General features: G+C 66.8%; 23 protein-coding genes. 14 read left to right on the top strand and 9 right to left on the bottom strand.

Translation table 11 applies throughout. From position 1 onward, the window contains the following. Window positions 1-286: 286 nt before the first annotated feature. Window positions 287-1,684, top strand: a complete 1,398-nt coding sequence (locus APZ21_RS29575) for a dipeptidase (RefSeq protein ID WP_054816550.1) — start codon at window positions 287-289, stop codon at window positions 1,682-1,684. 6 nt (window positions 1,685-1,690) lie between these two features. Here APZ21_RS29575 and APZ21_RS29570 read toward each other — a convergent pair whose 3' ends face one another. Beyond that, the gene (locus APZ21_RS29570) at window positions 1,691-2,335 is read right to left on the bottom strand and encodes an MBL fold metallo-hydrolase (RefSeq protein ID WP_054816549.1); all 645 of its coding nucleotides are present in this window, start codon (window positions 2,333-2,335) and stop codon (window positions 1,691-1,693) included. Between the two features lie 133 nt (window positions 2,336-2,468). Here APZ21_RS29570 and purS point away from each other — a divergent pair, with 133 nt between their 5' ends. Both purS and purQ read left to right on the top strand, forming a co-directional pair. After that, the gene (purS, locus tag APZ21_RS29565) at window positions 2,469-2,702 is read left to right on the top strand and encodes a phosphoribosylformylglycinamidine synthase subunit PurS (RefSeq protein ID WP_054816548.1); all 234 of its coding nucleotides are present in this window, start codon (window positions 2,469-2,471) and stop codon (window positions 2,700-2,702) included. Further along, window positions 2,699-3,376 carry a phosphoribosylformylglycinamidine synthase subunit PurQ gene (purQ, locus tag APZ21_RS29560; protein WP_054816547.1) on the top strand — a complete coding sequence of 226 codons (678 nt, stop codon included), beginning with the start codon at window positions 2,699-2,701 and terminating at the stop codon, window positions 3,374-3,376. Before purS ends, purQ begins: the two co-directional genes overlap by 4 nt. A gap of 31 nt (window positions 3,377-3,407) precedes the next feature. Here purQ and APZ21_RS29555 read toward each other — a convergent pair whose 3' ends face one another. Beyond that, window positions 3,408-3,692: a type 1 periplasmic-binding domain-containing protein gene (locus tag APZ21_RS29555; protein ID WP_156371394.1), complete on the bottom strand. Its 285-nt coding sequence runs from the start codon at window positions 3,690-3,692 to the stop codon at window positions 3,408-3,410. Window positions 3,693-3,892: 200 nt separating this feature from the next. On the opposite strand from APZ21_RS29555, the gene APZ21_RS29550 reads away from it, so the two are divergent. Further along, window positions 3,893-4,324, top strand: a complete 432-nt coding sequence (locus APZ21_RS29550) for a MarR family winged helix-turn-helix transcriptional regulator (RefSeq protein ID WP_054816545.1) — start codon at window positions 3,893-3,895, stop codon at window positions 4,322-4,324. Window positions 4,325-4,753: 429 nt separating this feature from the next. Next, complete coding sequence (locus APZ21_RS29545; protein ID WP_054816544.1) at window positions 4,754-6,046, top strand: M18 family aminopeptidase; 1,293 nt, start codon at window positions 4,754-4,756, stop codon at window positions 6,044-6,046. On the opposite strand, the gene APZ21_RS29540 is transcribed toward APZ21_RS29545, so the two are convergent. Together APZ21_RS29540 and APZ21_RS29535 are read right to left on the bottom strand one after the other, a co-directional pair. Further along, window positions 6,047-6,247: a hypothetical protein gene (locus tag APZ21_RS29540; protein WP_054816543.1), complete on the bottom strand. Its 201-nt coding sequence runs from the start codon at window positions 6,245-6,247 to the stop codon at window positions 6,047-6,049. Next, the gene (locus APZ21_RS29535; protein WP_239476895.1) at window positions 6,244-7,542 is read right to left on the bottom strand and encodes a glycosyltransferase 87 family protein; all 1,299 of its coding nucleotides are present in this window, start codon (window positions 7,540-7,542) and stop codon (window positions 6,244-6,246) included. The genes APZ21_RS29540 and APZ21_RS29535 overlap by 4 nt, the downstream gene beginning before the upstream one ends. Window positions 7,543-7,801: 259 nt before the next feature. Here APZ21_RS29535 and purL point away from each other — a divergent pair, with 259 nt between their 5' ends. From purL to APZ21_RS29505, 7 genes are all read left to right on the top strand, one after another. Beyond that, entirely contained in the window at window positions 7,802-10,096 is a 2,295-nt protein-coding gene (purL, locus tag APZ21_RS29530; RefSeq protein ID WP_054816542.1) for a phosphoribosylformylglycinamidine synthase subunit PurL, read from the top strand. A gap of 125 nt (window positions 10,097-10,221) precedes the next feature. After that, window positions 10,222-11,955 carry an alpha/beta hydrolase gene (locus APZ21_RS29525; protein WP_054816541.1) on the top strand — a complete coding sequence of 578 codons (1,734 nt, stop codon included), beginning with the start codon at window positions 10,222-10,224 and terminating at the stop codon, window positions 11,953-11,955. A gap of 8 nt (window positions 11,956-11,963) precedes the next feature. Continuing rightward, window positions 11,964-12,635, top strand: coding sequence for a CPBP family intramembrane glutamic endopeptidase (locus APZ21_RS29520; protein WP_239476894.1), 672 nt, complete (start codon window positions 11,964-11,966; stop codon window positions 12,633-12,635). Between the two features lie 124 nt (window positions 12,636-12,759). Next, a complete protein-coding gene (locus APZ21_RS29515) occupies window positions 12,760-13,953 on the top strand; it encodes a DUF262 domain-containing protein (RefSeq protein ID WP_054816540.1) in 1,194 nt (397 codons plus the stop codon). Next, the gene (locus APZ21_RS29510) at window positions 13,950-15,050 is read left to right on the top strand and encodes an AAA family ATPase (RefSeq protein ID WP_054816539.1); all 1,101 of its coding nucleotides are present in this window, start codon (window positions 13,950-13,952) and stop codon (window positions 15,048-15,050) included. Before APZ21_RS29515 ends, APZ21_RS29510 begins: the two co-directional genes overlap by 4 nt. 6 nt (window positions 15,051-15,056) lie before the next feature. Further along, window positions 15,057-15,986: a hypothetical protein gene (locus APZ21_RS34495; protein WP_156371393.1), complete on the top strand. Its 930-nt coding sequence runs from the start codon at window positions 15,057-15,059 to the stop codon at window positions 15,984-15,986. Window positions 15,987-16,016: 30 nt separating this feature from the next. Then, on the top strand, window positions 16,017-16,409 hold the full coding sequence (locus APZ21_RS29505; RefSeq protein WP_054816538.1) for a sterol carrier family protein: 393 nt from the start codon (window positions 16,017-16,019) through the stop codon (window positions 16,407-16,409). Between the two features lie 4 nt (window positions 16,410-16,413). Here the strand turns inward: APZ21_RS29505 and APZ21_RS29500 are convergent, their stop codons facing one another. Beyond that, window positions 16,414-17,733: a YhgE/Pip domain-containing protein gene (locus APZ21_RS29500; protein WP_239476893.1), complete on the bottom strand. Its 1,320-nt coding sequence runs from the start codon at window positions 17,731-17,733 to the stop codon at window positions 16,414-16,416. Window positions 17,734-17,888: 155 nt separating this feature from the next. Between APZ21_RS29500 and purF the strand changes: the two genes are divergently transcribed. Both purF and purM read left to right on the top strand, forming a co-directional pair. After that, complete coding sequence (purF, locus tag APZ21_RS29495; RefSeq protein ID WP_054816536.1) at window positions 17,889-19,496, top strand: amidophosphoribosyltransferase; 1,608 nt, start codon at window positions 17,889-17,891, stop codon at window positions 19,494-19,496. Window positions 19,497-19,708: 212 nt separating this feature from the next. Beyond that, complete coding sequence (purM, locus tag APZ21_RS29490; RefSeq protein WP_054816535.1) at window positions 19,709-20,782, top strand: phosphoribosylformylglycinamidine cyclo-ligase; 1,074 nt, start codon at window positions 19,709-19,711, stop codon at window positions 20,780-20,782. Between the two features lie 232 nt (window positions 20,783-21,014). On the opposite strand, the gene APZ21_RS29485 is transcribed toward purM, so the two are convergent. From APZ21_RS29485 to ygfZ, 4 genes are all read right to left on the bottom strand, one after another. Next, window positions 21,015-21,227, bottom strand: a complete 213-nt coding sequence (locus tag APZ21_RS29485; RefSeq protein WP_054816534.1) for a DUF3073 domain-containing protein — start codon at window positions 21,225-21,227, stop codon at window positions 21,015-21,017. Window positions 21,228-21,398: 171 nt separating this feature from the next. Continuing rightward, window positions 21,399-22,349, bottom strand: a complete 951-nt coding sequence (locus APZ21_RS29480; RefSeq protein ID WP_054816533.1) for an asparaginase — start codon at window positions 22,347-22,349, stop codon at window positions 21,399-21,401. Continuing rightward, complete coding sequence (locus APZ21_RS29475) at window positions 22,349-23,083, bottom strand: MOSC domain-containing protein (protein WP_054816680.1); 735 nt, start codon at window positions 23,081-23,083, stop codon at window positions 22,349-22,351. The genes APZ21_RS29480 and APZ21_RS29475 overlap by 1 nt, the downstream gene beginning before the upstream one ends. 155 nt (window positions 23,084-23,238) lie before the next feature. After that, entirely contained in the window at window positions 23,239-24,384 is a 1,146-nt protein-coding gene (ygfZ, locus tag APZ21_RS29470) for a CAF17-like 4Fe-4S cluster assembly/insertion protein YgfZ (RefSeq protein ID WP_054816532.1), read from the bottom strand. Window positions 24,385-24,454: the final 70 nt, after the last annotated feature.

Raw genomic sequence — 24,454 nt, 5'->3', positions numbered from 1 at the left:
TTGTCTTGCACGGAAATAAAGTCCGGTCGGTGCGGTTACCGGGTGGTATTCATGGATATTCGTCGCCGGCGTACTGCGTGTCGGCTATCTATCCGCACCGGATCGGTCGCTATCTTCGTGCCAATAGCCGGTCCGTCGCTGGCACATCCGACACGGACCGTTCGGTCGGGTTCGCGCGGTGGAGGAATCGCCGGATCGTGTCACGGCGACGCCGGTTCGGGCCGGGCGGAACGGCCAGGCGGGTGCAGGATGGAGATTCGGACGATACGACGAAGTGAGGCATGAGATGACATCGGAGGATTCGCACGCCGCCGGTCTGCGCGAACGGGTCGCCGCACTCATGGAGCGGGCGAAACAGGATCTCGCGCATTTGGTTTCGTTCAAGTCGGTGGCCGACGCGCGGCAGTTCCCGCCCGGGGAGTGCGAATCGGCCGCCCAGTGGGTCGCCGACGCCTTCGCCGCGGCGGGGCTCACCGATGTCGGTCTGCACGAGACCCCGGACGGCAGCAAGGCCGTCGTCGCCCGCCGCGCCGCGCCGCCCGGTGCGCCGACGGTGTTGCTCTACTGCCACTACGACGTGCAGCCGCCGCTCGACGAGGCCGCGTGGCGCACGCCGGTCTGGGAGCTGACCGAGAAGGACGGCCGCTGGTACGGCCGCGGCAGCGCCGACTGCAAGGGCAATATCGTCGCCCACCTCACCGCGCTGCGCGCCGTGCGCGAGATCTGCGGTGAGGACTTCCCGGTCGGCCTCACCCTGGTCGCCGAAGGTTCGGAGGAGCAGGGCACGGGCGGACTCGAGGCGTTCGTGCCCGGCAACGCCGACCTGCTGCGCGCGGACGCCCTGATCATCGGCGACTGCGGCAACTTCGCCGCGGGCGTGCCGACCTTCACCGAAACCCTGCGCGGCACCGTGAACGTGGTGGTCACCGTCGAAACCCTCGCGAGTCCGGTGCATTCGGGCATGTTCGGCGGACCCGCGCCGGACGCGCTGGCGGCCATGATCCACCTGCTCGCCTCGCTTCGCGACGAGCACGGCAACACCACCGTCGCCGGACTGCCCGCCGACCAGACCTGGTCGGGTGTGCGCTATCCGCCCGAGCAGTTCCGTATGGACGCGGGCGTACTCGACGGTGTCGACCTCACCGGTGACGGCTCGGTCGCCGATATGCTGTGGGCCCGGCCCACGCTGACCGTGCTCGGCATCGACGCGCCGAAGGTGGTCGGCTCCGCCGCCGCGATCCAGCCGAGCGCGCGGGCCCGGCTGAATCTGCGCATACCGCCCGGCACCGATCCCGAGACCGCTCTGCGCGCGCTCACCGCCCACCTGACGGCGCACACACCCTGGCACGCCCGTCTCACGGTGCGGCCCGAGTCGACCGGCGCGCCGTTCCGCTCCGGCACCGGCGGTCCGGCCCGCGCCGCCATGGAGTCCGCGCTGGCCGCCGCCTACGGCCGACCCGCCACCACCCAGGGGCAAGGCGGTTCCATTCCGCTGTGCAATGTCTTCGCCGACACCTATCCCGACGCCGAGATCATGCTGCTTGGCGTCGAGGAACCGAGATGTCTGATCCACGCGCCCAACGAGAGCGTCGACCCGAGCGAGATCGAACACATCGCGCTCGCCGAGGCCCTGTTCCTCACCACCTACGGCGCGGACGGCGGCTGGGATCGGCCCGCGGGGTAGCCGCGCTCAGAGTTCGCGATCGTCCTCGGGCCGCATGACGGTGAATTCGGTTCCGGTGGGCGCCATTTCGGCGAGCCTGCCGAAATAGATGCCCTGGGCCCGCGGTTCGATGATGCCGAAGTGGATGGGGAAGGCCGTGCGCGGATTCACCGCGCGCAGATAGTCCACCGCCTCGCTGATCCGCATCCACGGCGCCGCCGCCGGGGTCGCCAGCACGCCGACCGGTGTCGAGGGCACCCACAGCGAATCTCCCGGATGCACCAGTTGGGCGGGATCCTCGGCCGTGCCGAGCTGGAAGACGGTGTTGTCGATCACCGGGATCTCGGGGTGGATCACCGCGTGCCTACCGCCGCCGCCGGTGATGCGCAGACCGTCCAGGTCGACGACCTGACCGGCGCGCACCGCCTCCCAGCGGTCGCCGCGCAGCGCCGCGGTCTGCGGATCGGAGAACAGCCGCGCGCCGGGATTGGCCTCAACGAGCGCGTCGACGCGGGCCGGATCGATGTGGTCGGGATGCTGGTGGGTGACCGCGATGGCGTCGAGTCCGGTGATGCCCTCGAATCCGTGCGAGAAATTGCCCGGATCGAACAGCACCTTCTTGCCTTGCAGCTCGACGAGGATGCAGGAGTGACCGAAGTGGGCTATGCGCATGGGACCATGCTATTTGCCTGCGGGTTCGCGCGAAGCGACCGCGCCGACATCACCCGACCCCGACATGTGCGCGGGCGGTGACGGCAACTAGGATTTCGTGGTAACCCCCCGGATACCACTTGAGGAGCAACGCGTGGCACGAGTCGTGGTCGAGGTGATGCCGAAGGCCGAGATCCTGGACCCGCAGGGACAGGCCATCGTCGGTGCGCTCCCGCGCCTGGGATTCGCCGGAATCTCCGATGTGCGGCAGGGCAAGAGGTTCGAGCTCGACGTGGACGACAGCGTCAGCGATGCCGAACTCGAGCAGATCGCCGAGGCGCTGCTGGCCAACACCGTCATCGAGGAGTGGAAGGTCGTCCGTCTGTGACCGCGCGGATCGGCGTGATCACCTTCCCCGGCACGCTCGACGACGTCGACGCGGCGCGGGCGGTGCGGCGCTCGGGCGCCGAGGCCGTCACCCTGTGGCACGCCGACGCCGACCTCAAACAGGTCGACGCGGTCGTGGTGCCGGGCGGCTTCTCCTACGGTGATTATCTGCGCGCGGGCGCGATCGCCCGGTTCGCCCCGGTCATGGGCAAGGTCGTCGAGGGCGCGCGGCAGGGTCTGCCGGTGCTCGGCATCTGCAACGGTTTCCAGGTGCTGTGCGAGGCGGGTCTGTTGCCGGGCGCGCTCACCCGCAACGAGGGCCTGCACTTCGTCTGCCGTGACGAATGGCTCACGGTGGAATCGGTGCGGACCGCGTGGACCTCGCGTTACGAACCCGGTGCGCAGATCCTGGTCCCGCTGAAGTCGGGTGAGGGCCGCTACCAGGCTTCGGCCGAGGTGCTCGACGAACTCGAGGGCGAGGGTCGCGTGGTGTTCCGCTACGCGGGCGACAATCCCAACGGTTCGCAGCGCGGTATCGCCGGTATCGCCTCGGCGAACGGCCGGGTCGTCGGACTCATGCCGCATCCCGAACACGCCACGGAACCGCTCACCGGTCCCAGCGATGACGGTATGGGCCTGTTCCTCTCGGTGCTCGACAGTCTGGTCGGCGCCTGACCTTTGGACCACGCTCAGTAGATTCGGTCGACTATCTCGAAGTCGACGCCGTCGGCGCGGGCGATATGGCCCGGCCGCACGGCCTGATTGCCGTGGACAACGCGCGGTGCAGGCGCGAAACATCCAGCGAGCGTATGGATTCGACGAGCGCGCGTAGGGTGTGGATGCCTTCGTAGGTCGCGTTGCCGAAGCAGGTCAGCGCGGGCGTGAAGTCGCCGTGCATGCGGCGATAGCGCTCGCGGCGGTCACGTCCGTCGGGCAGGCGGTCGCCGAGGAAGAAGCTGGACGGGACGAACAGTCCTCGATTCGCGTCCACATGGCCGAGCATCCTGTGCCGCTGTTGATTTCGTGTACCGCCAGGGCGGTCGCGGCATCGCATGAGGGCGCCAGGATCCCGCCGGGACCCTGTCGCGGCACGATGTTGATGATCTCCAGCACCCCGTCTGGGCGCTCGCCGAACGCGCGCATTGGGTACTCTTCTTTTCGTTCGAGCGAATTCACGGCGGGCGGAAATTGATGACGACCATTGTAAGCGGACATTCCACGCTGCATGGTGCGCTGCGAGCCGCGGAGCGCCGTTGGCTGCATCACCTGGACGACACGTTGTGCGCCAAACAGCTGTCGGCCGACCAATGGACAATGCTGTGCAATTTGTCCACCGAGGTCGGTATGACGATGACCGAATTGGCGTCCCGCAGTCAGTTACCGCCTTCATCGGCAACTCGACATGCCGACTATCTCGCCGAACGCGGCCTGATCTTCCGTGTCGCCGCGGAAGAGGACCGCCGCCGCATCCTGATCGGTCTCAGCCATCTCGGCGCGGAGCTCGTCACGGCCGTACGAGCCGAGGAAAGCCGCGCTGAGCAGGCATTACAGTCGCGCATGGGTGCACGCCGATACGCCGAACTCCTGCGTTTGCTCGATCTCGTTGCCGCCAGCGTCGACTGATGTCGACTGATACGGAACGCGGATTACCGGCCGCACCGAGTCGGCCGGAATTCGTCCGATGAATTGATGGACGAATTCCGAAGTGGACGTTTGCCCAATTATCGGACGACTCGATGAAAGCCGTTCGAACCTCTAACGATAATTCGGACCAGGGTGACATAACGGACACGCGGGTCGGGCAAATTCAGGTCGCCCGGTTGTCGTGACAACTATGGGTCCGCCACGGAAGAATTCCGATGTTTTCATTTCGAGCCATCGCCCCGCATAACTCACTTCGCACCGGAATTACCGCCTGCCGGTCGTCGCCGGGTCGGGCACCGTCGGCGTGCTGCCGCTGTCGGGCGGACTGTGGGCGGTAATAGGGCGGTTCGGGGCGGCCGGGCGAACGTCGACGATCGAGGAGGCGGGGGTGGACCTAGGATCGCGGATATGCCGGTTTCCAGTACCACCGCCTCCGCCGAAGGGCTCTGTGCCTTCATCGATGCCTCGCCCTCGCCGTTCCACGTGTGCCGGACGGTCGCGGAGGAACTGGATGGACGCGGGTTCACCCGGCTGACCGAGGCGGCCGTATGGCCGGGGAGCGCGCCGGGCGGGTACTACGTGGTGCGCGGCGGGTCGCTGGTGGCGTGGGCGGTGCCGGATGCCGAGCCCGGGCCGTTCCGGGTGGTGGGTGCGCATACCGACAGCCCGAATCTGCGGGTGAAGCAGCATCCGGATCTGGTGGTCGCCGGTTGGCAGGTGGTCGGGCTGGAACCCTACGGCGGTGCGCTGCTGAACTCCTGGCTCGACCGGGAACTCGGCATCTCGGGGCGGCTGAGCGTGCGCGAGGGAAACGCGGTGCGCGAGAAGCTCGTCCGCATAGACGATCCGATTCTGCGGGTCCCGCAGTTGGCGATCCACCTGTCCGAGGATCGGCGCGGGGTCACCCTCGACCCGCAGCGGCACCTCAACGGCGTGTGGGGTCTGGGGAACGAGCCGCGGTCGTTCGTGGAGTACGTCGCCGAGCGGGCCGGGGTGCCGATGGCGGACGTGCTCGGCTGGGAGCTGATGACGCACGACCTCGACCCGAGCCGCGTCATCGGACGCGACGCTGACCTGGTCAGCGCGCCGCGACTGGACAATCAGGGCACCTGCTACGCGGGACTGCGCGCCTTCCTCGCTGCCGCCGACACACCGGGCGCGGCGACGCCGGTACTCGCGTTGTTCGATCACGAGGAGGTCGGCAGTCAATCCGATCGCGGCGCGCAATCGGATCTGCTGCCGAGCGTGCTCGAACGAATCGTGTTGGCGCGCGGCGGCGGTCGCGCGGACTACCTCGCGGCGCTGGCCGGATCGGTGTGCGCTTCGGGAGATATGGCGCACGCGACCCACCCGAACTACCCGGAGCGCCACGAACCCGCGCACCGCATCGAGGTCAACGGCGGTCCGGTGCTGAAGGTCAATCAGAACCTGCGCTACGCGACCGACGCCGCGGGCGCGGGCGCGTTCGCGTTGGCCTGCGCGCAGGCGGGAGTTCCGTTGCAGCGGTACGTGCATCGCGCCGATCTGCCGTGCGGTTCGACCATCGGCCCGATGACCGCGGCCCGCACCGGCATGTCCACCGTGGACGTGGGCGCACCGCAGCTGGCGATGCATTCGGCCAGGGAGATGATGGGTGCCGCCGACGTCGGGGCCTACGCCGCCGCGCTGGCCGCCTTCCTCACCCCGACCGCGGGGAACTGATCAGTCGAAGCGCATCAGGGTGTGCACGGCCGAACGGGCCACGCCCGCCCGGTCGTAGCCGCCGCCGCCCTCGTGGCCCGCGCGGTGGCGAAAACCCCTGCGCGGCGAGCATCTCGTCATTGCTGAGCAGGAGGCCGAGTTGTCGGGCTTGTGGTCGTATTCGAAGAAGACCAGGGGAGCGAAGGTCTCGCGATCGGTCACGCGCTGACTGTGGAGGCAGCTCGCCGGCGCGTCGGGTGGTAGGTGAGGACCGCGACGACGAGCACCGCGAAGGTCACCCACACATAGCTGCTGCCGATGAGCTGCTGCCACCACGCCCAGTCCAGTTCGCGATCCTTGGAATGCGGCAGCAGGAAATGCGGTCCGATGAGGAACAGCACGGTGATCGCGCCGACCGCGCCGACATACCGGCGTCCGCGTCGGCCGCGCACTATGCTGTCCGCGGCGACCACGAAGGCGGGCGCGACCCACACCCAGTGGTGCGACCAGGACACCGGCGAGACCAGCAGCACCGCCGCGGCATTGACCAGCAGCGCCGCCACCGTCGCGCCCGCGTCGATGAGCCGCCGCATCCACACCGCCGCCAGCGCGACCGCCACCACCGACAGGCCGATCCAGATCACCGTGGCCGCGGAATCGGGGACGCCGAGCCGGAAGGCCAATCCCTTGAGCGACTGATTGCTCGCGAAATAGGGCGGGCCGATGCGTCCGGTATCGGCCAGTTTGTCGAACCAGTACTCGGCCGAATCGTCGGGGAACAAAAGGAATCCGACACCGACCGCGGCGATGGCCGAGGCGACCAGGGTGCCCGCCGCCTTCCAGTCCCGGCGCAGCAGGAAGTACAGCAGATATCCGGCGGGCACCAGCTTCACCGACACCGCGATGCCGATGAGCATGCCGCGCGGCCAGAATGGCTTGCGCACCAGCGCGTCCAAGGTGATGGCCGCCATCAGCACCAGGTTGATCTGGCCGAAGCCGAAGGTGGCGCGGACCGGTTCAAGGAAGTTCGCGAATCCGATCGCCGCGATGAGCAGGGTCAGGGTGGCGAGCCGGTCGAGTTCGGGACGGATGCGAGTGAGGACCAGCCACAGCGTGATGCTCAGACTCGCCACGTTGGTGAGGACGACCAGTACCTCGGCCAGATGCAGCGGCATCACCGCCAGCGGTGCGAAGAACAGCGCGGCCAGCGGCGGATAGGTGAACGGCAGGCCGATCCCGTCGACGGGCGGCATCGGACCGTACAGTTCGCCGCCGTCGAGCCAGACCCGGGCGCCATTGCGGTAGACGCGCAGGTCGAGGTAGCCGCTCCACCAGTGGATCAGCAGCGAGACCAGCACTGACACCGCGAACAGTCCGACGGCGGCGAGCAGCCAACGGTTGCGGTGGTCGGCGAACGGATGCGCCGTGGAGACGGATTCGTCCGCCGGGACGGGCGGGGTGGAGTCGGTGGCAGTCGGGGGATTCACCGCTTTCGCGACCCGCGCTCGTTCTGTCACGCCGACAGCGTATCGGTGGCCGCCGTGGCCGCGGTGGCCGGACCGAGTCGTGCCGCCGCGGTGACATCGATCCGCCCCGCGTACGGGCTGTTTCGAACCCGTGAACGCGATACCGGTCACGACCGGGCGGTCGCGTGCGTACCCGCCGCGACCACCCATCTAGACTGAACGCAGGCATCTCGCCGCAACCCAGTGACGCCGCTCTCCAGTGATACGCCGGCTTGCCGTCCCTGCCCGGCCGAAAGGACCTTGGTACTCCGTGACTCCGCAGGTCGATACCGTCAGCGCAGCCGCAGCAACACCCGATGCCCCGCAGCCGTACAAGGAGTTGGGCCTCAAGGACGACGAGTACGCCCGCATCAAGGAAATCCTCGGTCGCAGGCCGACGGATGCCGAGCTGGCGATGTATTCGGTGATGTGGAGCGAACACTGCTCCTACAAGTCCTCGAAGGTGCACCTGCGCTACTTCGGCCAGACCACCACCGAGCAGATGCGTTCGAGCATGCTCGCGGGCATCGGCGAGAACGCGGGCGTGGTCGACGTGGGCGATGGCTGGGCGGTCACCTTCAAGGTCGAGAGCCACAACCATCCTTCTTACGTCGAGCCGTATCAGGGCGCGGCCACCGGCGTTGGCGGCATCGTGCGCGACATCATGGCCATGGGCGCGCGGCCCATCGCGGTCATGGACCAGCTGCGGTTCGGCGCACCCGAGGCGGCCGACACCAAGCGCGTGGTCGACGGCGTGGTTCGCGGCATCGGCGGTTACGGCAATTCGCTCGGCCTGCCCAATATCGGCGGTGAGACCGTCTTCGACGCCTCCTACCAGGGCAATCCGCTGGTGAACGCGCTGTGCGCGGGTGTGATGCGGGTGGAGGATCTGCATCTGGCCTTCGCGTCGGGCGCGGGCAACAAGATCATCCTGTTCGGCGCGCGTACCGGACTCGACGGTATCGGCGGTGTGTCGGTGCTGGCCTCGGACACCTTCTCCGGCGACGAATCCGGGTCGGGTCGCAAGAAACTGCCGAGCGTGCAGGTGGGCGACCCGTTCACCGAGAAGGTGCTCATCGAATGCTGTCTCGAGCTGTACGCGGCCGGTCTGGTCGTCGGCATCCAGGATCTCGGCGGCGCGGGCCTGTCCTGCGCCACTTCCGAACTCGCGGCTGCGGGCGACGGCGGTATGCGCATCGACCTGACCAAGGTGCCGCTGCGCGCGGCCAATATGACCCCCGCCGAGATCCTGTCCAGCGAGTCGCAGGAACGCATGTGCGCGGTGGTCACCCCCGAGAACGTCGACGCCTTCATGGCCGTCTGCAAGAAGTGGGACGTGCTCGCCACGGTCATCGGCGAGGTCACCGACGGTGAGCGCTTGGTGGTCAACTGGCACGGAGAGACGGTGGTGGACGTGCCGCCGCGCACCGTCGCACACGAGGGCCCGGTCTACGAGCGCCCGGTGTGCCGCCCGGACGAGCAGGACGCCCTGGTCGCGGACACTCCCGATCGGCTCGCGCGCCCGAACACCCCGGCGGAACTGCGCGCCACCCTGCTGCGGATGATCGCGAGCCCGCAGCTGTGCAGCCGCAAGTGGATCACCGAACAGTTCGACCGCTACGTGCGCGGCAATACGGTGCTGGCCGAACATGCCGACGCGGGCGTCATCCGCATCGATGAGGAGACCGGCCGCGGTATCGCGCTGGCCACCGACGCCTCCGGCCGCTACACCAAACTCGATCCGTACGCGGGCGCGCAGCTGGCGCTGGCCGAGGCGTTTCGCAATGTCGCCACCACCGGCGCGACCCCGAAGGCCGTCACCAACTGCCTGAACTTCGGCTCCCCGGAGGATCCCGGCGTCATGTGGCAGTTCCAGCAGGCCGTGCGCGGGCTCGCCGATGGATGCGTGGCACTTGGCATTCCGGTCACCGGCGGCAATGTCAGCTTCTACAACCAAACCGGTCAGGACGCCATCCTGCCGACCCCCGTGGTCGGCGTGCTCGGCGTCATCGACGATGTGCACCGTCGCATCCCCACCGGCCTCGGTCTCGAGCCGGGCGAGACGCTGATCCTGCTCGGTGACACCGCTGACGAATTCGGCGGATCCATCTGGGCGCAGGTCGAACACGGCCATCTCGGCGGTGAACCGCCGAAGGTCGATTTCGCGCGTGAGCAGCTGCTCGCCGAAATCCTCACCGCCGGGTCGCGTGACGGCCTGATCAGCGCCGCGCACGATCTGTCCGAGGGCGGGCTCGCCCAGACGGTGATCGAGGCCGCGCTTGCGGGCGAGACCGGATGCCGCATCCTGCTGCCGGAGGGCGCCGACCCGTTCGTCGCGCTGTTCTCCGAGTCGACGGGCCGGGTACTGGTCGCGGTGCCGCGCACCGAGGAGACCAGGTTCACCAAGATGTGCGACGCCCGCGGGCTGCCGTGGACCAGGATCGGCGTGGTCGACCAAGGTTCGGATTCGGTCGAGGTGCAGGGCCAGTTCTCGGTGCCGCTGGCGGAACTGCGTGCGGCGTACGAGGGCACGCTGCCGAAGTTGTTCGGGGCCGCAGCGATGTGAGCCGGTCCGGGGCTGGTCGGCGGGATCAACAGCGCGTATCGCGCGCGGTGTGATCTGCGCCCGATCCACCGCGTGGCGGCGGGCCGAGCCGGCCCGCATTCGGGGCCGCGGGCCATACTGTTCGAATGTTCGAGTCGGCCTCGACCCTCGCGAAACTGCGCAAGCGCGGCATCGTCGTGGTGCGGCGGGTCGAGGACACCATCGATCTGAACTACGCCGGACTCGTGGTCGCGACACTGTTCTTCGCGCTGTCGGTGACGCCGTCGCTGGTGCCCCGGGACTGGTTGTTCCAAGGGCTGATCAGCGGTGTCAATGCCGCGCTCGGTTACGGGCTCGGCTGCCTGCTGGAATGGGTGTATCGCCGATGGATGAGGCCGCGCATACCGCTTGGCCCGCCACCCACCTGGGTGCGGTACGCCGTGAAATCCGCCGTGCTGCTGACCTGCGCGTTGTGCGCGGGTCTGATGCTGGTCCAGTCGGCGCGCTGGCAGCGGGAGATCACCGCGCTCATGGGAATGGTCGGCACCGAGACCGCGGCCTATCTTCGGACCGGGTTGCTGAGTCTGGCGGTGGGCGCGGCGGTGGTGGCTGTATATCGGACCGTGCGCGAGATCGTGCTGGCGCTGGCCCGCCAGCTCAACCGATGGGTCAAGGTGCCGCGCGAACTCGCGCCCGCCGTGGGAATCCTGCTGCTGGTGGTCCTCACCGTGACCCTGTTCAACGGTGTGGCGTCACGGGCGTTGTTCGCCGTGGCCAATTCGGCCTTCAGCGTGCGCAACGATCACACCTCGCCGAACGCCGTGCAGCCGCAGTTGCCGGAGCGCTCGGGCAGTCCCGCGTCGCTGGCGTCGTGGCAGAGCCTCGGATTCGAGGGCCGCTGGTTCGTCTCGCACGGACCGACCGCCAGTCGTATCGCCGCGGTGACCGGTAGACCCGCGCGCGAACCGATTCGCGCCTACGTGGGCCTGGAGTCGGCGCCCGCGGGCGTGGATCAATCCCAGTTGGCCGTCGATGAACTCGAGCGCACGGGAGCGTTCGACCGCGCGGCGCTGGTGGTGGTCACCACCACCGGGACCGGATGGGTCAATTCGATGGCGGCGGGCGCGATCGAATACATGTACGGCGGCGACAGCGCCATAGTCGCCACCCAGTATTCGTATCTGCCCAGCGTGTTGTCGTTCCTGGCGGACCGGGGCAAGGCCGCGGCCGCGGGGCGCGACCTGTTCGACGCGGTGTATCAGCGCTGGTCGCGGCGGCCACCGGAGCATCGGCCCAAGCTGCTCGTATACGGCGAGAGTCTCGGCTCGCAGGGGTCGGAGGCGGCATTCGACGGTCTGGCCGATCTGCGGGCCAAAGTGGACGGGGCGCTGTGGGTGGGGCCACCGAATTCGAATCGGTTGTGGGACCAGTTCATCTCGCGCCGCGATCCGGGTTCGCGCGAGGTCGAGCCGGTCTACGCCGACGGACTCGTGGTCCGATTCGCCTCCGACAGCGCCGATCTCGCGTATCCCGACACCGAATGGCGCCCCCCGCGTATCGCCTACCTCCAGCACGCCTCCGATCCCATCGTCTGGTGGTCGACGGATCTGATCTTCTCCCAACCGGATTGGCTGTCCGAACCGCGCGGCTCCGATGTCTCCTCCCAGATGCGCTGGTGGCCGTTCGTGACGTTCTGGCAGGTCGCCGCGGATCTGACCAATGCCCAAGGGGTATCCGACGGCCACGGTCACCGCTACGGAAGTCTGGTGCTCGACGGCTGGGCCGCCGTCGCCCAGCCGCCGGACTGGACTCCCGAACTCGCCGAGAAGGTCCGCTTCCAACTCGAGGCCGCCGAGGATTTCGAACGGGAGACCAAGTGAATGCCGCGGTGACGAAGGCCACCGCCGATCGGCAGATCGGGGTGAGCGCCGCGGCTTCGGTGGTGAAAGCGACCGTCGCCGTCGCCGTTCCATTGCTGTGGGCCAATAGGATTCGCCCCGCGTCGGCGCTGGATCAGCGCGGCCGCACGGCCGCGAACGTCGTGTTCGCCACGAGCTACGCACTGGCCCTGCGCGGCCGCCCGCACTGGAATTCGCGGCGCGGGCTGCGCTCCGGGTTCGGCGCGGCCGCCGCCGTCATCGCCGGGTACGCGGTCGCGGTGGCCGTACCGCCCCTGCGTGCCCGAGTCGGGGAATTCGCCGGCCGCGACGCGGAGGCCGATACGGCCGAATGGGTCGCGATCCACATCCCGATCGGCACCGTCTACAGCGAGGAACTCGTCTTCCGAGCCACCCTCGATCCCGTCCTCGATACCGTCCTCGGCCCCCGACTCGGCCCGATCGCCGGCGCGGCGACCTTCGGCCTGTGGCATATCGACCCGGCCCGCGCGGCGGGCGACAGCATCCCGGCCACGGTCTTCGCCACCGCTCTCGGAGGCGCGATCCTCAGCGCCCTAGCCCGTCGCACGGGCAGTACGACCGCCCCCGCTCTCTTACACCTGGCAGTCAACACGGGCGGAGTTCTCGCTCCTCGACTCGCCCGTCTGCTGGTCGCGCGGTGAAGACATCTCGTCGCTGATGTGCCCTCGGCCGCGCGTCCATCTCGACTGGGTTCAGTGATCACCTGCTGTCGTCAAATGGATTCGGAGCCGTGCCGCGATCGGGCGGTGCGTACAATTCGGTGCCATGGCGGGCGTGGACGAGTCGGTGGCCGATGACTTCGGCGAGATTGTTGAGGAACTGTTCAACGGGGAACCAACCGGGGTCGAAGTGGAAAGAGAGTCCGAGTCGAGCCCAGGGACCTCGGTGCCCGACGACGAGGCTCCCATTAGACCATGGGATCCCGAAAAGATTCGTGTGTCCACCAAAAGCTTCGCTCTGCGTAATGTCATGGACATGATCGATGGCGGCGATCTCGAATTGGCTCCAGATTTCCAGCGGAATCGCGTCTGGAAAGGGCGTCAGAAATCACGTCTGATCGAGAGTCTACTGCTACAGATCCCGTTGCCCGCTTTCTATTTTGCATCGGACAGTGATGGAAAATTCAGAGTCGTCGATGGCTTGCAGCGCTTGTCCACAATCCATGAATTCGTGAAGGGAACCTTTGAACTCGGGGATCTGGAGTATCTTCATGAAGAACATGGAAAGGAAATTGCGAATCTTGCCGGGCCATTGCGGCGGAGATTGTTGAACTCCCAGATCAACGTGCATGTCATCGAGCCTTCGACCCCGCATAGGGTGACTTTCGATATTTTCAAACGATTGAACACGGGCGGCGAGCCCTTGAATTCGATGGAGATCCGGCACTGTATGAGCGGTGCGCGTAGCAGGAACCTCCTGAAACGCTTCGCCGCAAGCGAAGCGTTCATCGAGGCTACCGGTAAAGTTCTACTGAATCATGTCAGAATGCAGGACCGGGAAGCGGCGCTGCGTTTTATCGCCTTTCGGGGTCTTGCGGACATAGAAGAATATAGCGAGTTCGAATCGCTGGAGGGCCTTCTCGATGAAACCGTGCGCACAATCGATGAGCCCGGCAACCTGACAGACGATGAACTGGAGAATCGTTTCACAGAATTCGAGAGTGCAATGGTCAATGCGAAGATAGTCTTCGGTGATCGAGCCTTCAGAAAGTGGCCGTCAGGTTCTGGAAGGCGAGCGCCATTCAATCGTGCGCTATTCGAAAGCTGGGCGGTCGCGCTAGCCGATTTCAGTCCGGAAGATGTAATGCCGGTTCGCGAAGAAGTCCTGAATGCGGCCCGCTACGAGATGGCGCATAACCCTGGCTATGTCGACTCTATCAGTTCATCCACGGCCAGTATGTCCAGAGTTCGAGTGCGGTTCGAACTTCCTCGCAAAATCCTGCGCGCGGCAATTTCATGATCGATCGTCTCGCGATTTCCAACTTCAAAAAGTTCGATGACGCAGTGTTCGAACTCGGTCGTTTGACCGTATTGACGGGTGTGAACGGCGGCGGGAAAAGTACCGTTGTGCAGGCGCTGAACCTGCTCCACCAGTGCGCATTGGCGGATCAACGTATCGCGCCGCTGAGCGGTTTGCCTGGACTCGACTTGGGGCAAGCGTCGGACGTGCTGTGCGCCAGTGCGAGTGCCGACGAGATCGTGATCGGCATCGACGCCCCCGAGCTACGTCAATGGCGATTCGGAGTCGGAGACAACCCGGATGCCAGCTGCCTGGCGGTGCTGGAATGCCCGTCGGAGCCGCCGCATCCGATCGGGCGCCGAGGGAACGACTTCACATATCTCGCGGCCGAGCGAATGGGACCCCGTATCGCGCACCCGATGTCTCCGTGGACCGATGGCGGTGTGGCTCTGGGCGCGGATGGCCGATATGTAGGCCATGCGCTTGCCGAGCCGGACAAAATCGTGTCAGAGGCGCGTCGCCACCCGGACGCGACATCGATCCTGCTTCAGGCCCAGGTCGAGGCATGGATGTCCGAGCTGGTCGGCCGACTGCGGATCGACGCCGGCCTGGTGCCGCGAACCGGTCTCGCGACAGTTCATGTTCACGCGGGCGGATTCGAATCCGAGTGGATGCTCTTGACCAATACCGGGTTCGGCATCAGCTATAGCCTTCCGATTGTGGTAGCGGCTCTGTCTGTTCCGGAGGGGGGATTGTTGATCATCGACAGCCCGGAAGCGCATCTACACCCGTCCGCGCAGTCGGCGCTCGGTCAGTTCCTCACTATCGCCGCCGCCGGCGGGGTGCAGATACTGATCGAGACGCACAGCGATCACATCCTTAACGGTATTCGTCGGGCGATCGCGAATGGCACGTCTGTTGGCGACGGCGTACCTCCGCTGTCGCATACTGCGGTTGTCGTTCATTACTTCGGGCGTGACCGTGATCCGGAGCGGCTCGCCATTGGCCCTACCGGAGCCATGAGCGCATGGCCGGATGGATTTTTCGATCAAATGGAAATTGACTTGGGTTTCATCAACCGAAAGAGGCGTAGGTAAGAATCCATGTGGGGGTGGCGATTTCTTGTCGATGAATGCGGCTTCGCGTTCCGCGTACTCGAGCCCGCAGTTGTCGATAATATCTTGGCGCAGTTTCTCGACCTTCTTGAATATATCCGTGAGTCGGATGGGATCGTTATGCGATCGGAGATACTTTTCGAGATTCAGTCAGTTGATGGCCGAGAGTTGCACGAGGTGCTGACAAGCGCGGATTTCGATCGTGACTTGCGTCACGAATTATTCAGGAGGCTGGACAAGATCGGAGTATATGACGCGAATCCGCCAGGCCTGGATATCATTGTCGATGGACGGCTGATGCACATGGCTCCGAGCGCGGCGTTGGGATTGTCGTTGACCGCTGATGGTCGATCGATGGCGTGTCTCACGACAGAGGTCGCTGAAATCAGCGGGGCGCGTGAGGTCCGCGTGTACGGAAGTGAACTCGCGGGCATTATGCATTTTCTCGTCAACCGCAGCGATGGACCTGCCTACTGGCGTGATCTATTTTACTCTGAGCCCGATTCTGTGGTTCGGCTCGCATCGCACAGCCATCTTCCATTTCCTAACACTGTTTTTGCCGCATCGGTATGGAACCAACTCGACAGTTTCGCGGGTTCTCTTCGCGATGTCTGGCCGCGCTTATTGCACAACCTCGCTGGGCTGGACGATCATGCTGTTCGCATATGGGACCAAGATGTCGAGTCGGACAAGCGGCAACGTTTGATGAGTTCGATCGCAGGCGTCGACTGCTCGCCGGAAAGCGCTCGTACTCACCGGAATCGAGGGGCGATGCGGCAGCGCCGAGTGCGATTCGGCGACCGAGAGATCGTGTGTGAGTGGCATGCGAAACTCGAACCGCATCGCAATCGGGTGCATTTCGCGGTGAAAGATGATCAAGTGTACGTGGGTAGATTCGACAATCATCTCACTACCTGAGTACAGGAGCAGGCCGGTAGCCTCGGGCGGGTGGCACGACGTGGGAATGTGGATCCGGGGGAGTTGCGGGACGCGGTGCGGGCCGTCAGTGGGTGGTTGCGTGACGAAGGGGTCGGCGCGCCCGCGCGGACGGAGTTGGCGGCGGCGGTACGGACCACCGCGCGGACCCTGGCGGCCATCGCGCCCGGACATTCGGTGGAGGTGCGGGTGCCGCCGTTCGTCGCGGTGCAGTGCGTCGAGGGACCGCGCCATACGCGGGGGACGCCGCCGAATGTGGTGGAGACCGATCCGCGGACGTGGTTGCTGTTGGCGACGGGGCTGATGGATTTCGATTCCGCGGTGGAGTCGGGTGCGGTGTCGGCGTCGGGGAGTCGGGCGGGCGAGGTCGCGCATTGGCTGCCCATCACCCGCCCGACATCCTAGGAATTCACGACGTCATCCTCGCGCCGCGCGCCATGCCCTTGGTGTCGTAGTACCGCGCGATCGTCGAACCGAGGACGAGGCCGATGACCAGTCCCACGGAGGTCATCCACACCGCGCGGCCGAGTCCGGCGTCGAGGCTCGCGTCGAAATAGAGGATCGCGCGGATACCGAGGAAGACTTGGTGCATCGGCTCGAACCGCGACAGCCAGCCGAAATACCGCGGGGTTGCCTCGATCGGGACGGTGCCGCCCGAGGAGGGCAGGCCAAGGATGACGAACAGGATCAGGTTCACCAGCAGACCCGCCGACCCGATCGCGGCGAGTATCGACAGTCCGGTGATTCCCACCGCGAGGATCGCGAACGCGCCGTAGAGGAACAGTGTCAGCGGTTCCTCGATCGGCATGCCGAGCGCGTAGGAGACGAGCATGAAGATGCCCGACACCAGATTCGCCACCACCAGCATTACGCCCCACTTGATCAGCAGGGTGCGCAGTCGCGAGATGGGTGTTGGCGGGTAGTGGACGAACCAGGGTCCGTATTCGGTCGGCACGAACCCCAGCGCCGCGTCGACCATCGTGTGGATCGTCATCGACCCGATCACCCCGGCCAGGAGCAGCAGCAGCGCGTAGAAGAAGGCGGTGAGTCCTTGGCCGGTCCCGCTGGGCAGCGGGTGGAATTGTGCGGTCACCAGTCGCAGCGGCTCTCGCAGGGTGATGAGGGCCGCGCCGCTGAGTTCTGGTGCGGGCGGGGTCAGCCGGGCGCGCACCTGGTCGGTGAGCTGCTCGCCGAGCTGAGAGTTCACCTGCCGGAAGACCTGGTCGCCGATCTGGTCGACGATCGAGGTCGCGTACGCGCCGGTACGCGGATTGGTCTGCAAGGTGATGATCGGGCGTTCCACCTCGCCCGCGACCACACTCGCCACGCCGAGGATGCCGAGCCGTTTGGTGAAGTCGCTCGGGATGATGATCGCGCCGTAGATCTTGCCCGAGCGCATCTGCCGCTCGGCCTCGCTGATGCCGACCTCGCGCAGGTCGATCCGATCGGCGGGCACGGCCTGCTTCAGGCCCGCGGCGACCTGATCACCGAAGTTCACCCGCTGCCCCTGTGGACCGAGCGTGTCGCCGACATCCTGGTTGACCAGAGCGATCCCGAAGTGGTGCAGGTTCTGGTTCGGATCGATGACGTAGTCGAGATACATGATGCCAAGCAACGTGGTCAGCAGCGCCAGCACGACCACCGGCGCACCCGTCATGCGTAGCCAGAAGCCCGGTCCCGACCGATTTCGACCGCTGTGCGCCGTGCTCCCGCTCTCCGTCGTCGTCACGTCTCGGACGCTAACAGCTGCCGCGTCGAACTCCCGGCAACCTTCGCCGGAGGATTGCTGCGGGACGGAGGCGGGTATGACCGGCGGTGATCACCACTTCACTTTCGCCCGTAGAATGACATATGCCCCCAGCCCGCCCGAACAGGGAGCAAACGGTGACCAACGCCGAAATGACGGTGTCCTGCGAATCTCTTCCCTCCGCCGCCGCCTCCACCGCGATATCCGCCCCCGCGGATGTCGACGAGAACGAGCCACGCGAGGAGTGCGGAGTCTTCGGAGTCTGGGCGCCGAGCGAGGATGTGGCCAAACTCACCTACTACGGTCTCTACGCTCTCCAGCACCGCGGCCAGGAGGCGGCGGGCATCGCGGTCTCCGACGGTTCGCAGATCTTGGTGTTCAAGGATCTAGGTCTGGTCAGTCAGGTATTCGACGAACAGACCCTCGCGGCGATGCCGGGACATATCGCGGTCGGACACTGCCGCTACTCCACCACCGGCGGCGTGACCTGGGAGAACGCCCAGCCGATCTTCCGCACCACCTCCGTTGGCTCAGGACTCGCGCTCGGCCACAACGGAAATCTGGTCAACACCGCGGAATTAGCCGGTCGCGCAAGGGAACTGGGCCTCATCGGCAGCTCCGGTAGGCGCGCCCAGCCGATCGCCGCCACCTCCGACTCCGACGTCATGACGGCGCTGCTGGCACACGGCTCCGCCGATTCCACCATCGAACAGGCCGCGATGGAACTGCTGCCGACCCTGCGCGGAGCGTTCTGCCTGACCTTCATGGACGAGCACACCCTCTACGCCGCCCGCGATCCACACGGTGTCCGGCCGTTGTGCCTCGGCCGCCTCGAGCGCGGCTGGGTCGTAGCCAGCGAAACCGCGGCACTGGATATCGTCGGCGCCGCCTTCGTCCGCGAAATCGAGCCTGGCGAACTACTGGCTATCGATGCCGACGGTGTCCGCTCGACCCGTTTCGCCAATCCGGAGCCGAAGGGCTGCGTCTTCGAATACGTCTACCTCGCCCGCCCGGACAGCACCATCGCGGGCCGCTCGGTGCACTCGACCCGCGTCGAGATCGGCCGCCGCCTTGCCAAGGAACATCCGGTCGAGGCCGATCTGGTGATCCCGGTCCCGGAGTCGGGCACCCCCGCCGCGGTCGGCTACGCGCAGGGCTCGGGCGTGCCGTACGGGCAGGGTCTGATGAAGAACGCCTATGTCGGGCGCACTTTCATCCAACCCAGCCAGACCATTCGCCAACTCGGCATCCGGTTGAAACTCAATCCGCTGCGCGAGGTGATCCGCGGCAAGCGGCTCGTCGTGGTCGACGATTCCATCGTGCGCGGCAACACCCAGCGCGCGCTCATCCGCATGCTGCGCGAGGCCGGCGCGGTGGAGATCCACGTGCGCATCGCCTCGCCGCCGGTGAAATGGCCCTGCTTCTACGGCATCGACTTCGCCTCGCGCGCCGAGTTGATCGCCAACGGCGCGGGCGCGCAGGACAGTTACGAGGAGATGATCGAGGGCGTGCGGCGGTCCATCGGCGCCGACAGCCTCGGCTACATCTCCACCGGAGGCATGATCGCCGCCACCGAACAGCCGCGCTCACGGTTGTGCTGTGCCTGTTTCGACGGCAAATACCCGATCGAGCTGCCCGCCGAGGCGGCGATCGGCAAGAACGTCCTCGAGGGTGTACTCACCGGTCAGTCCGAGGCAATGCTGTTGGGTGAGAACGCGAATGCGAGCGCCCTGAGCCGTCCCTAGCGCCCGCGCGCGTATATCGGCCCGCGTACGCGGAGTGGCCCACGGTTCAGCGGCGAACTGGCACAATGTTTCCTAGCCGCGCGACCCCGGGTACGTGGATTCGCGGCGCTCACCACCGGGGACAGTCGCGGGCGGGCGGGGGAACCGTTATCCGACTCCGGTAGCGTGAGCAGGCATCTATCCGCCGAATCGGTTTGGAGCTTTCCCCGAAAATGACTGAACAGACCCCCAGCGGCGCCTCCTACGCCGCGGCAGGTGTGGACATCGAAGCCGGTGACCGCGCAGTCGAGTTGTTCGGACCATTGGCGAAGAAGGCCAGCCGTCCCGAGGTGCAGGGCGGACTCGGTGGATTCGCCGGCCTGTTCGCGCTCAAGGGCGGTTACCGCGAGCCGTTGCTCGCGGCCTCCACCGACGGAGTCGGCACGAAGATCGCGGTCGCGCAGGCGATGGACAAGCACGACACCGTCGGACTCGACCTGGTCGCCATGGTCGTCGACGATCTCGTGGTCTGCGGCGCCGAGCCGCTGTTCCTCCAGGATTACATCGCCGTCGGCAAGGTCGTCCCGGAAAAGGTCGCCGAACTGGTTTCCGGAATAGCCGAGGGCTGTGTGAAGGCGGGCTGCGCGCTGCTCGGCGGTGAGACCGCCGAACATCCCGGCCTGATGGATCCCGACGACTACGACCTGTCCGCGACCGGCGTCGGTGTGGTGGAGGCCGATTCGGTGCTCGGTCCCGACCGGGTGCGGCCCGGCGACGTGGTGATCGCGATGGGGTCCTCGGGTCTGCACTCCAACGGCTACAGCCTGGCGCGCAAGGTGCTGCTCGATATCGACCGCATGTCGCTGACCGGTCACGTGGAGGAATTCGGCCGAACCCTCGGCGAGGAGTTGCTGGAGCCGACCCGCATCTACGCCAAGGACTGCCTGGCGCTGATCGCCGAAACCGATGTGCGCACCTTCGCCCACGTCACCGGCGGCGGACTGGCCGCGAACCTGGGTCGCGTACTGCCCGCGGGCATGATGGCCGAATTGGATCGCGGCACCTGGAATCCCGCGCCGGTCTTCAAGATGATCGCTCAGCGCGGTCGCGTCGACCGCGCCGAGATGGAGAAGACGTTCAATATGGGCGTCGGCATGGTCGCCGTCGTCGCGCCGGAGGATGTGGACCGCGCACTCGCGGTGCTGACCGCGCGGCATATCGAATGCTGGACCCTCGGCAGCGTGAAGAAGGCCAAGGACATCGATGCCGTTCGCGCCGTCCTGGTGGGTGAGCATCCCCGCTTCTGAACAGGGACGCAAAAAAGAACCCCGTGGGTGCGCCCACGGGGTTTCTTCGTTTCGGATCGGCCGCAATCCGATGTTCCCTCGCGGGAACGGCAGAATCGACATCGGTGTCCCGCATCTTTCGATGCGGGACACCGATGTCGGTGTGGCAAGCCTCTAAGGCGATGTCCGCACCACGGGCCAACGTCCGAAGGGGGAGGCCCGTCGGCCTCCCCCTTCGGACGTGAATCCGTAGTCAGCGGCGCCAGTCGTCGTAGTCATCGTCCTCATCCCAGCGGGATGAGGACGCGTCCGCGTCGTGCTCATCGGACAGCACACCACCACTCCGCTGGGAGTTGGGGCTACCCGAAAGCTCGCGCTGAAGGCTCGCGAAGTCGGTCGGCGCTGAGCTGTACTTCAGCTCGCGTGCGACCTTGGTCTGCTTTGCCTTAGCCCGGCCACGGCCCATGGCTGACCCCCTCGCGTCACTGCGGGGCGGCCTGGGGTTTGTTGGCGGCCCCGTTCGAATTAATACTCTTCCTGTCAGACACTTTAGCGTGTGTCCGGCGGTCGCGCTTCCAGGAGTGGGGGAAGAACTCGGGAACCGCCGCCGTTTGCCCGTCTTTCGCCATCGTCCGTGCTAGTCGAGTGCACCCGGGATGGCTCGGATCACTCCGACCCTGGCACCGCCGCCCAGCACCGGCATGGCCGCCAGATCGGCGTGGGCGTCGCTCCAATCGATCCCCATTCGATGCAGAATCGCCAGCGTCAGGGGGATGCGGGCCCGGTCGTGACCGTCATCGATCTTGTAGGCGAAGGCCCGCCCGTCGGGCAGCGCACCGGCGTGCACACCGTCCGCGCCGATCTTGCAGAACAATTCCGGGGTTGCCCGCATGATCGAGAAATCGGGACCGTTGGTGCCCGAAATCACTCGGGGATTCGCCCGAATCGCCTCCGCGACGCGACGGCCGGGTGATTCGGGCGAGTCCGTCGCCATCGCGGAGAAGGCGCGAGCCAGATTGATCAACGACACCGGAATGATCGGCAGACCGCAGCCGTCGATGCCGAGATCGGTTTCGGGTTCGCCGGTCAACTCGATGACCGTGGAGATCACCGATTGCTGGAGCGGATGGGCGCGGTCGGTGTAGCCCGAGGTGGGCCAGCCGTTGACCGCGCAGGTCGCCAGCATCGCGGCATGTTTGCCCGAACAGTTCATGTAGATCCGCCGGGGGCCGTTGGCGAGTGCGGCGGCGCGGGCGCGGTCTTCGAACGGATAGTCCGCCGGACATTCGAGCGTGTCCTCGTCGAATCCGAACCGGTCGAGCAGCCGCCGCACCAGCGCGACATGGTCGGGCTCACCGAAATGCGAGGCGGTCGCGATCGCCAGCTCCGCGTCGTCGGCGGGTTCGAAGCCGTTGCGCAGCAGGGCGATCGTCTGCATGGGCTTGTTGGTCGAGCGCGGGAAGATCGGCACGTGCACTTCGCCGACGGCATGGGTGGGCGCACCGTCCGGGCCGAGGATGACCGCCGACCCGCGGTGCACGCACTCCCGGAATCCCGACCGGACCACTTCGACGAGTTCGACGCCCATCAGCTCGCCTCCGCCGCCGGTTCGGTATCCGGTCGACCGGATACCGCGCGCTGCCGCAGCGCGCGCGCCGCATTCGCGTGCCTGCGTTCGTGCCGGTCTATCTGCATGCGCACATCCTCGGAAACGGTGGGCTCCTCGGCCAGCAACAGCGCCAGCCGGTCCATGTCGACGCCGTCGAACAGGTCGCGGACCGTGACGCCGTGGGCCGGGGTGTGCACGATGCGCACCGGATCGCCCGCGCCGATACTGCCCTCGACCAGGACCCGCAGGTAGGCGCCGGTGTCGCCGCGCCGGGCGAAGCGTTTGACCCACTGCCGCTCGCCGGACCAGTGCCCGAAGGTGGCGCAGGGCACCCGTGGCGCGCTGACCTCGAGCAGGGTGTCGCCGATCGCCCAGCGCGCGCCGATCACGGCATCGCTGACCGGCAGACCCTCGATGCGCAGATTCTCGCCGAACCATCCCGCGGGCAGGTCACGGCCCAGTTCCGCGGCCCAGCGGTGCGCGTCGTGTTCGGCGTAGGCGTAGACGGCCTGGTGGCTGCCGCCGTGGTGCTCGGTATTGCAGACGTGGTCGCCGTCGAGTCCGAGCGTCCCGACCCGCACGCGGTCCGGTCGCGGCCGCTTGTCGATCGCGGTGCGTCCGACCCGGCCGGGCACGGTGATTTCGGCGTGCAGGGTGCAGACCGCCAGCACGCGGGCCGAATCTTCCGATGGCGCCGAATCCTTCGATGGCATCGATGGGTCCCTCTCGTCGCGGTGTCGTGGGATGTTCGACGCTGAACGATGGACTGGGATGACGGTCGTGGCGGGCACAGTCGTGGCGGGCACAGTCGTGGCGGGCACGGTCTTGGCGGGCACGGCGGCGTCGCGGCCCGCGACGGGCGGGCGGATCACCGTCCGCGTAGTCGGTCGACGGCGAGTCGGCCCGCCTGCGGGGCGTCGTCGACCGGCACCGAATCCGGGTCGATGGCGGCCGCGGACGAACCCACGACAAGTTCGGTATCGGCGGGGACGGCGCGTTTGACCAGCGCGAGGGCGATCGGGCCGAATTCGTAGTGGTCGATCACCGTGCCGAGGCGGCCGACCACCCGCCCGCCCGCGGTGACATCGGCGCCGGGCGCGGGACGTTCGTCGGCGGAGCCGTCCAGATGCAGCAGGACCAGTTGCCGCGGCGGTTTGCCGAGATTGTGCACTCGGGCCACCGTCTCCTGACCCCGGTAGCAGCCCTTGTCCAAGTGCACCGCGCCGAATTCGGTGACGCCGCCGATCCAGCGGGCCTCGTGCGGAATGGTGCGCTCGTCGGTGTCGAGGCCGATCCGGGGGCGCAGCGCCGCCACTCGCAGCGCCTCGAAGGCCCACATGCCCGCGGGTTCCGCGCCCGCGCCGGTCAGCCGCGTCCAGAGGTCGACCAATTTCTCGCGCGGGACGACGAGATCGTAGGACTCGGCGGTGGGCCACGGCATGCGGCGAAGGAAACCGCCGTCGGGCAGCGGCACGGCCTCGTAGACACCGGGCAGTTCGGCCACGCCGAGCGCCTCGGCGAGATCACCGACGCGCGGACCGAGCAGGCTCAGCACCGCGTGGTCGCTCGCCTCGCGCGGCGCGGCATCGGCCCAGAAGACCATCTTGGTCAGGAAGGACAGCAGATCCGGGCCGCGTTCGGCCTCGGTGTCGATCCAGACCGAGCCGTCGAGGTCGGTGAGGACGAAATGGTGCAGGACGCGGCCGTTGAGGTCGAGGTCGAGATTCTCCGCCGAACGGCCGTCACCGAGGTTCGCGACGTGTTGGCTGCTGATGGTGTGCAGCCAGGTGAGCCGTTCGCCGCCGCCGATGACGAGGACGAACCGGTGCGACCGATCCACGATCGCGACCCGCTCCACGGCGGCTTTCTGCTCCCCGAATGGATCGCCGTAATGCCACGCCACCGCGGCATCGACCGATCCGGGCGCACCCGGTACGGCACCCGGCACTGTGAGAAGCGGACTGGGCACTGCGACCACCGACACGTCATCCACTCTAGGCGTGCCCTCCGACATCCGTCGCGGTCACCCTCCGCGCGCGAGCACCGCACCGGGCGCGCTCGACGAAAATCCCCCGAGACCGGGT

The organism is Nocardia arizonensis (assembly GCF_001310275.1).
Lineage (GTDB): Bacteria > Actinomycetota > Actinomycetes > Mycobacteriales > Mycobacteriaceae > Nocardia > Nocardia arizonensis.
Note: the sequence above shows the minus strand (reverse complement) of the source record. Positions and strands in the feature narration are given on the sequence as shown.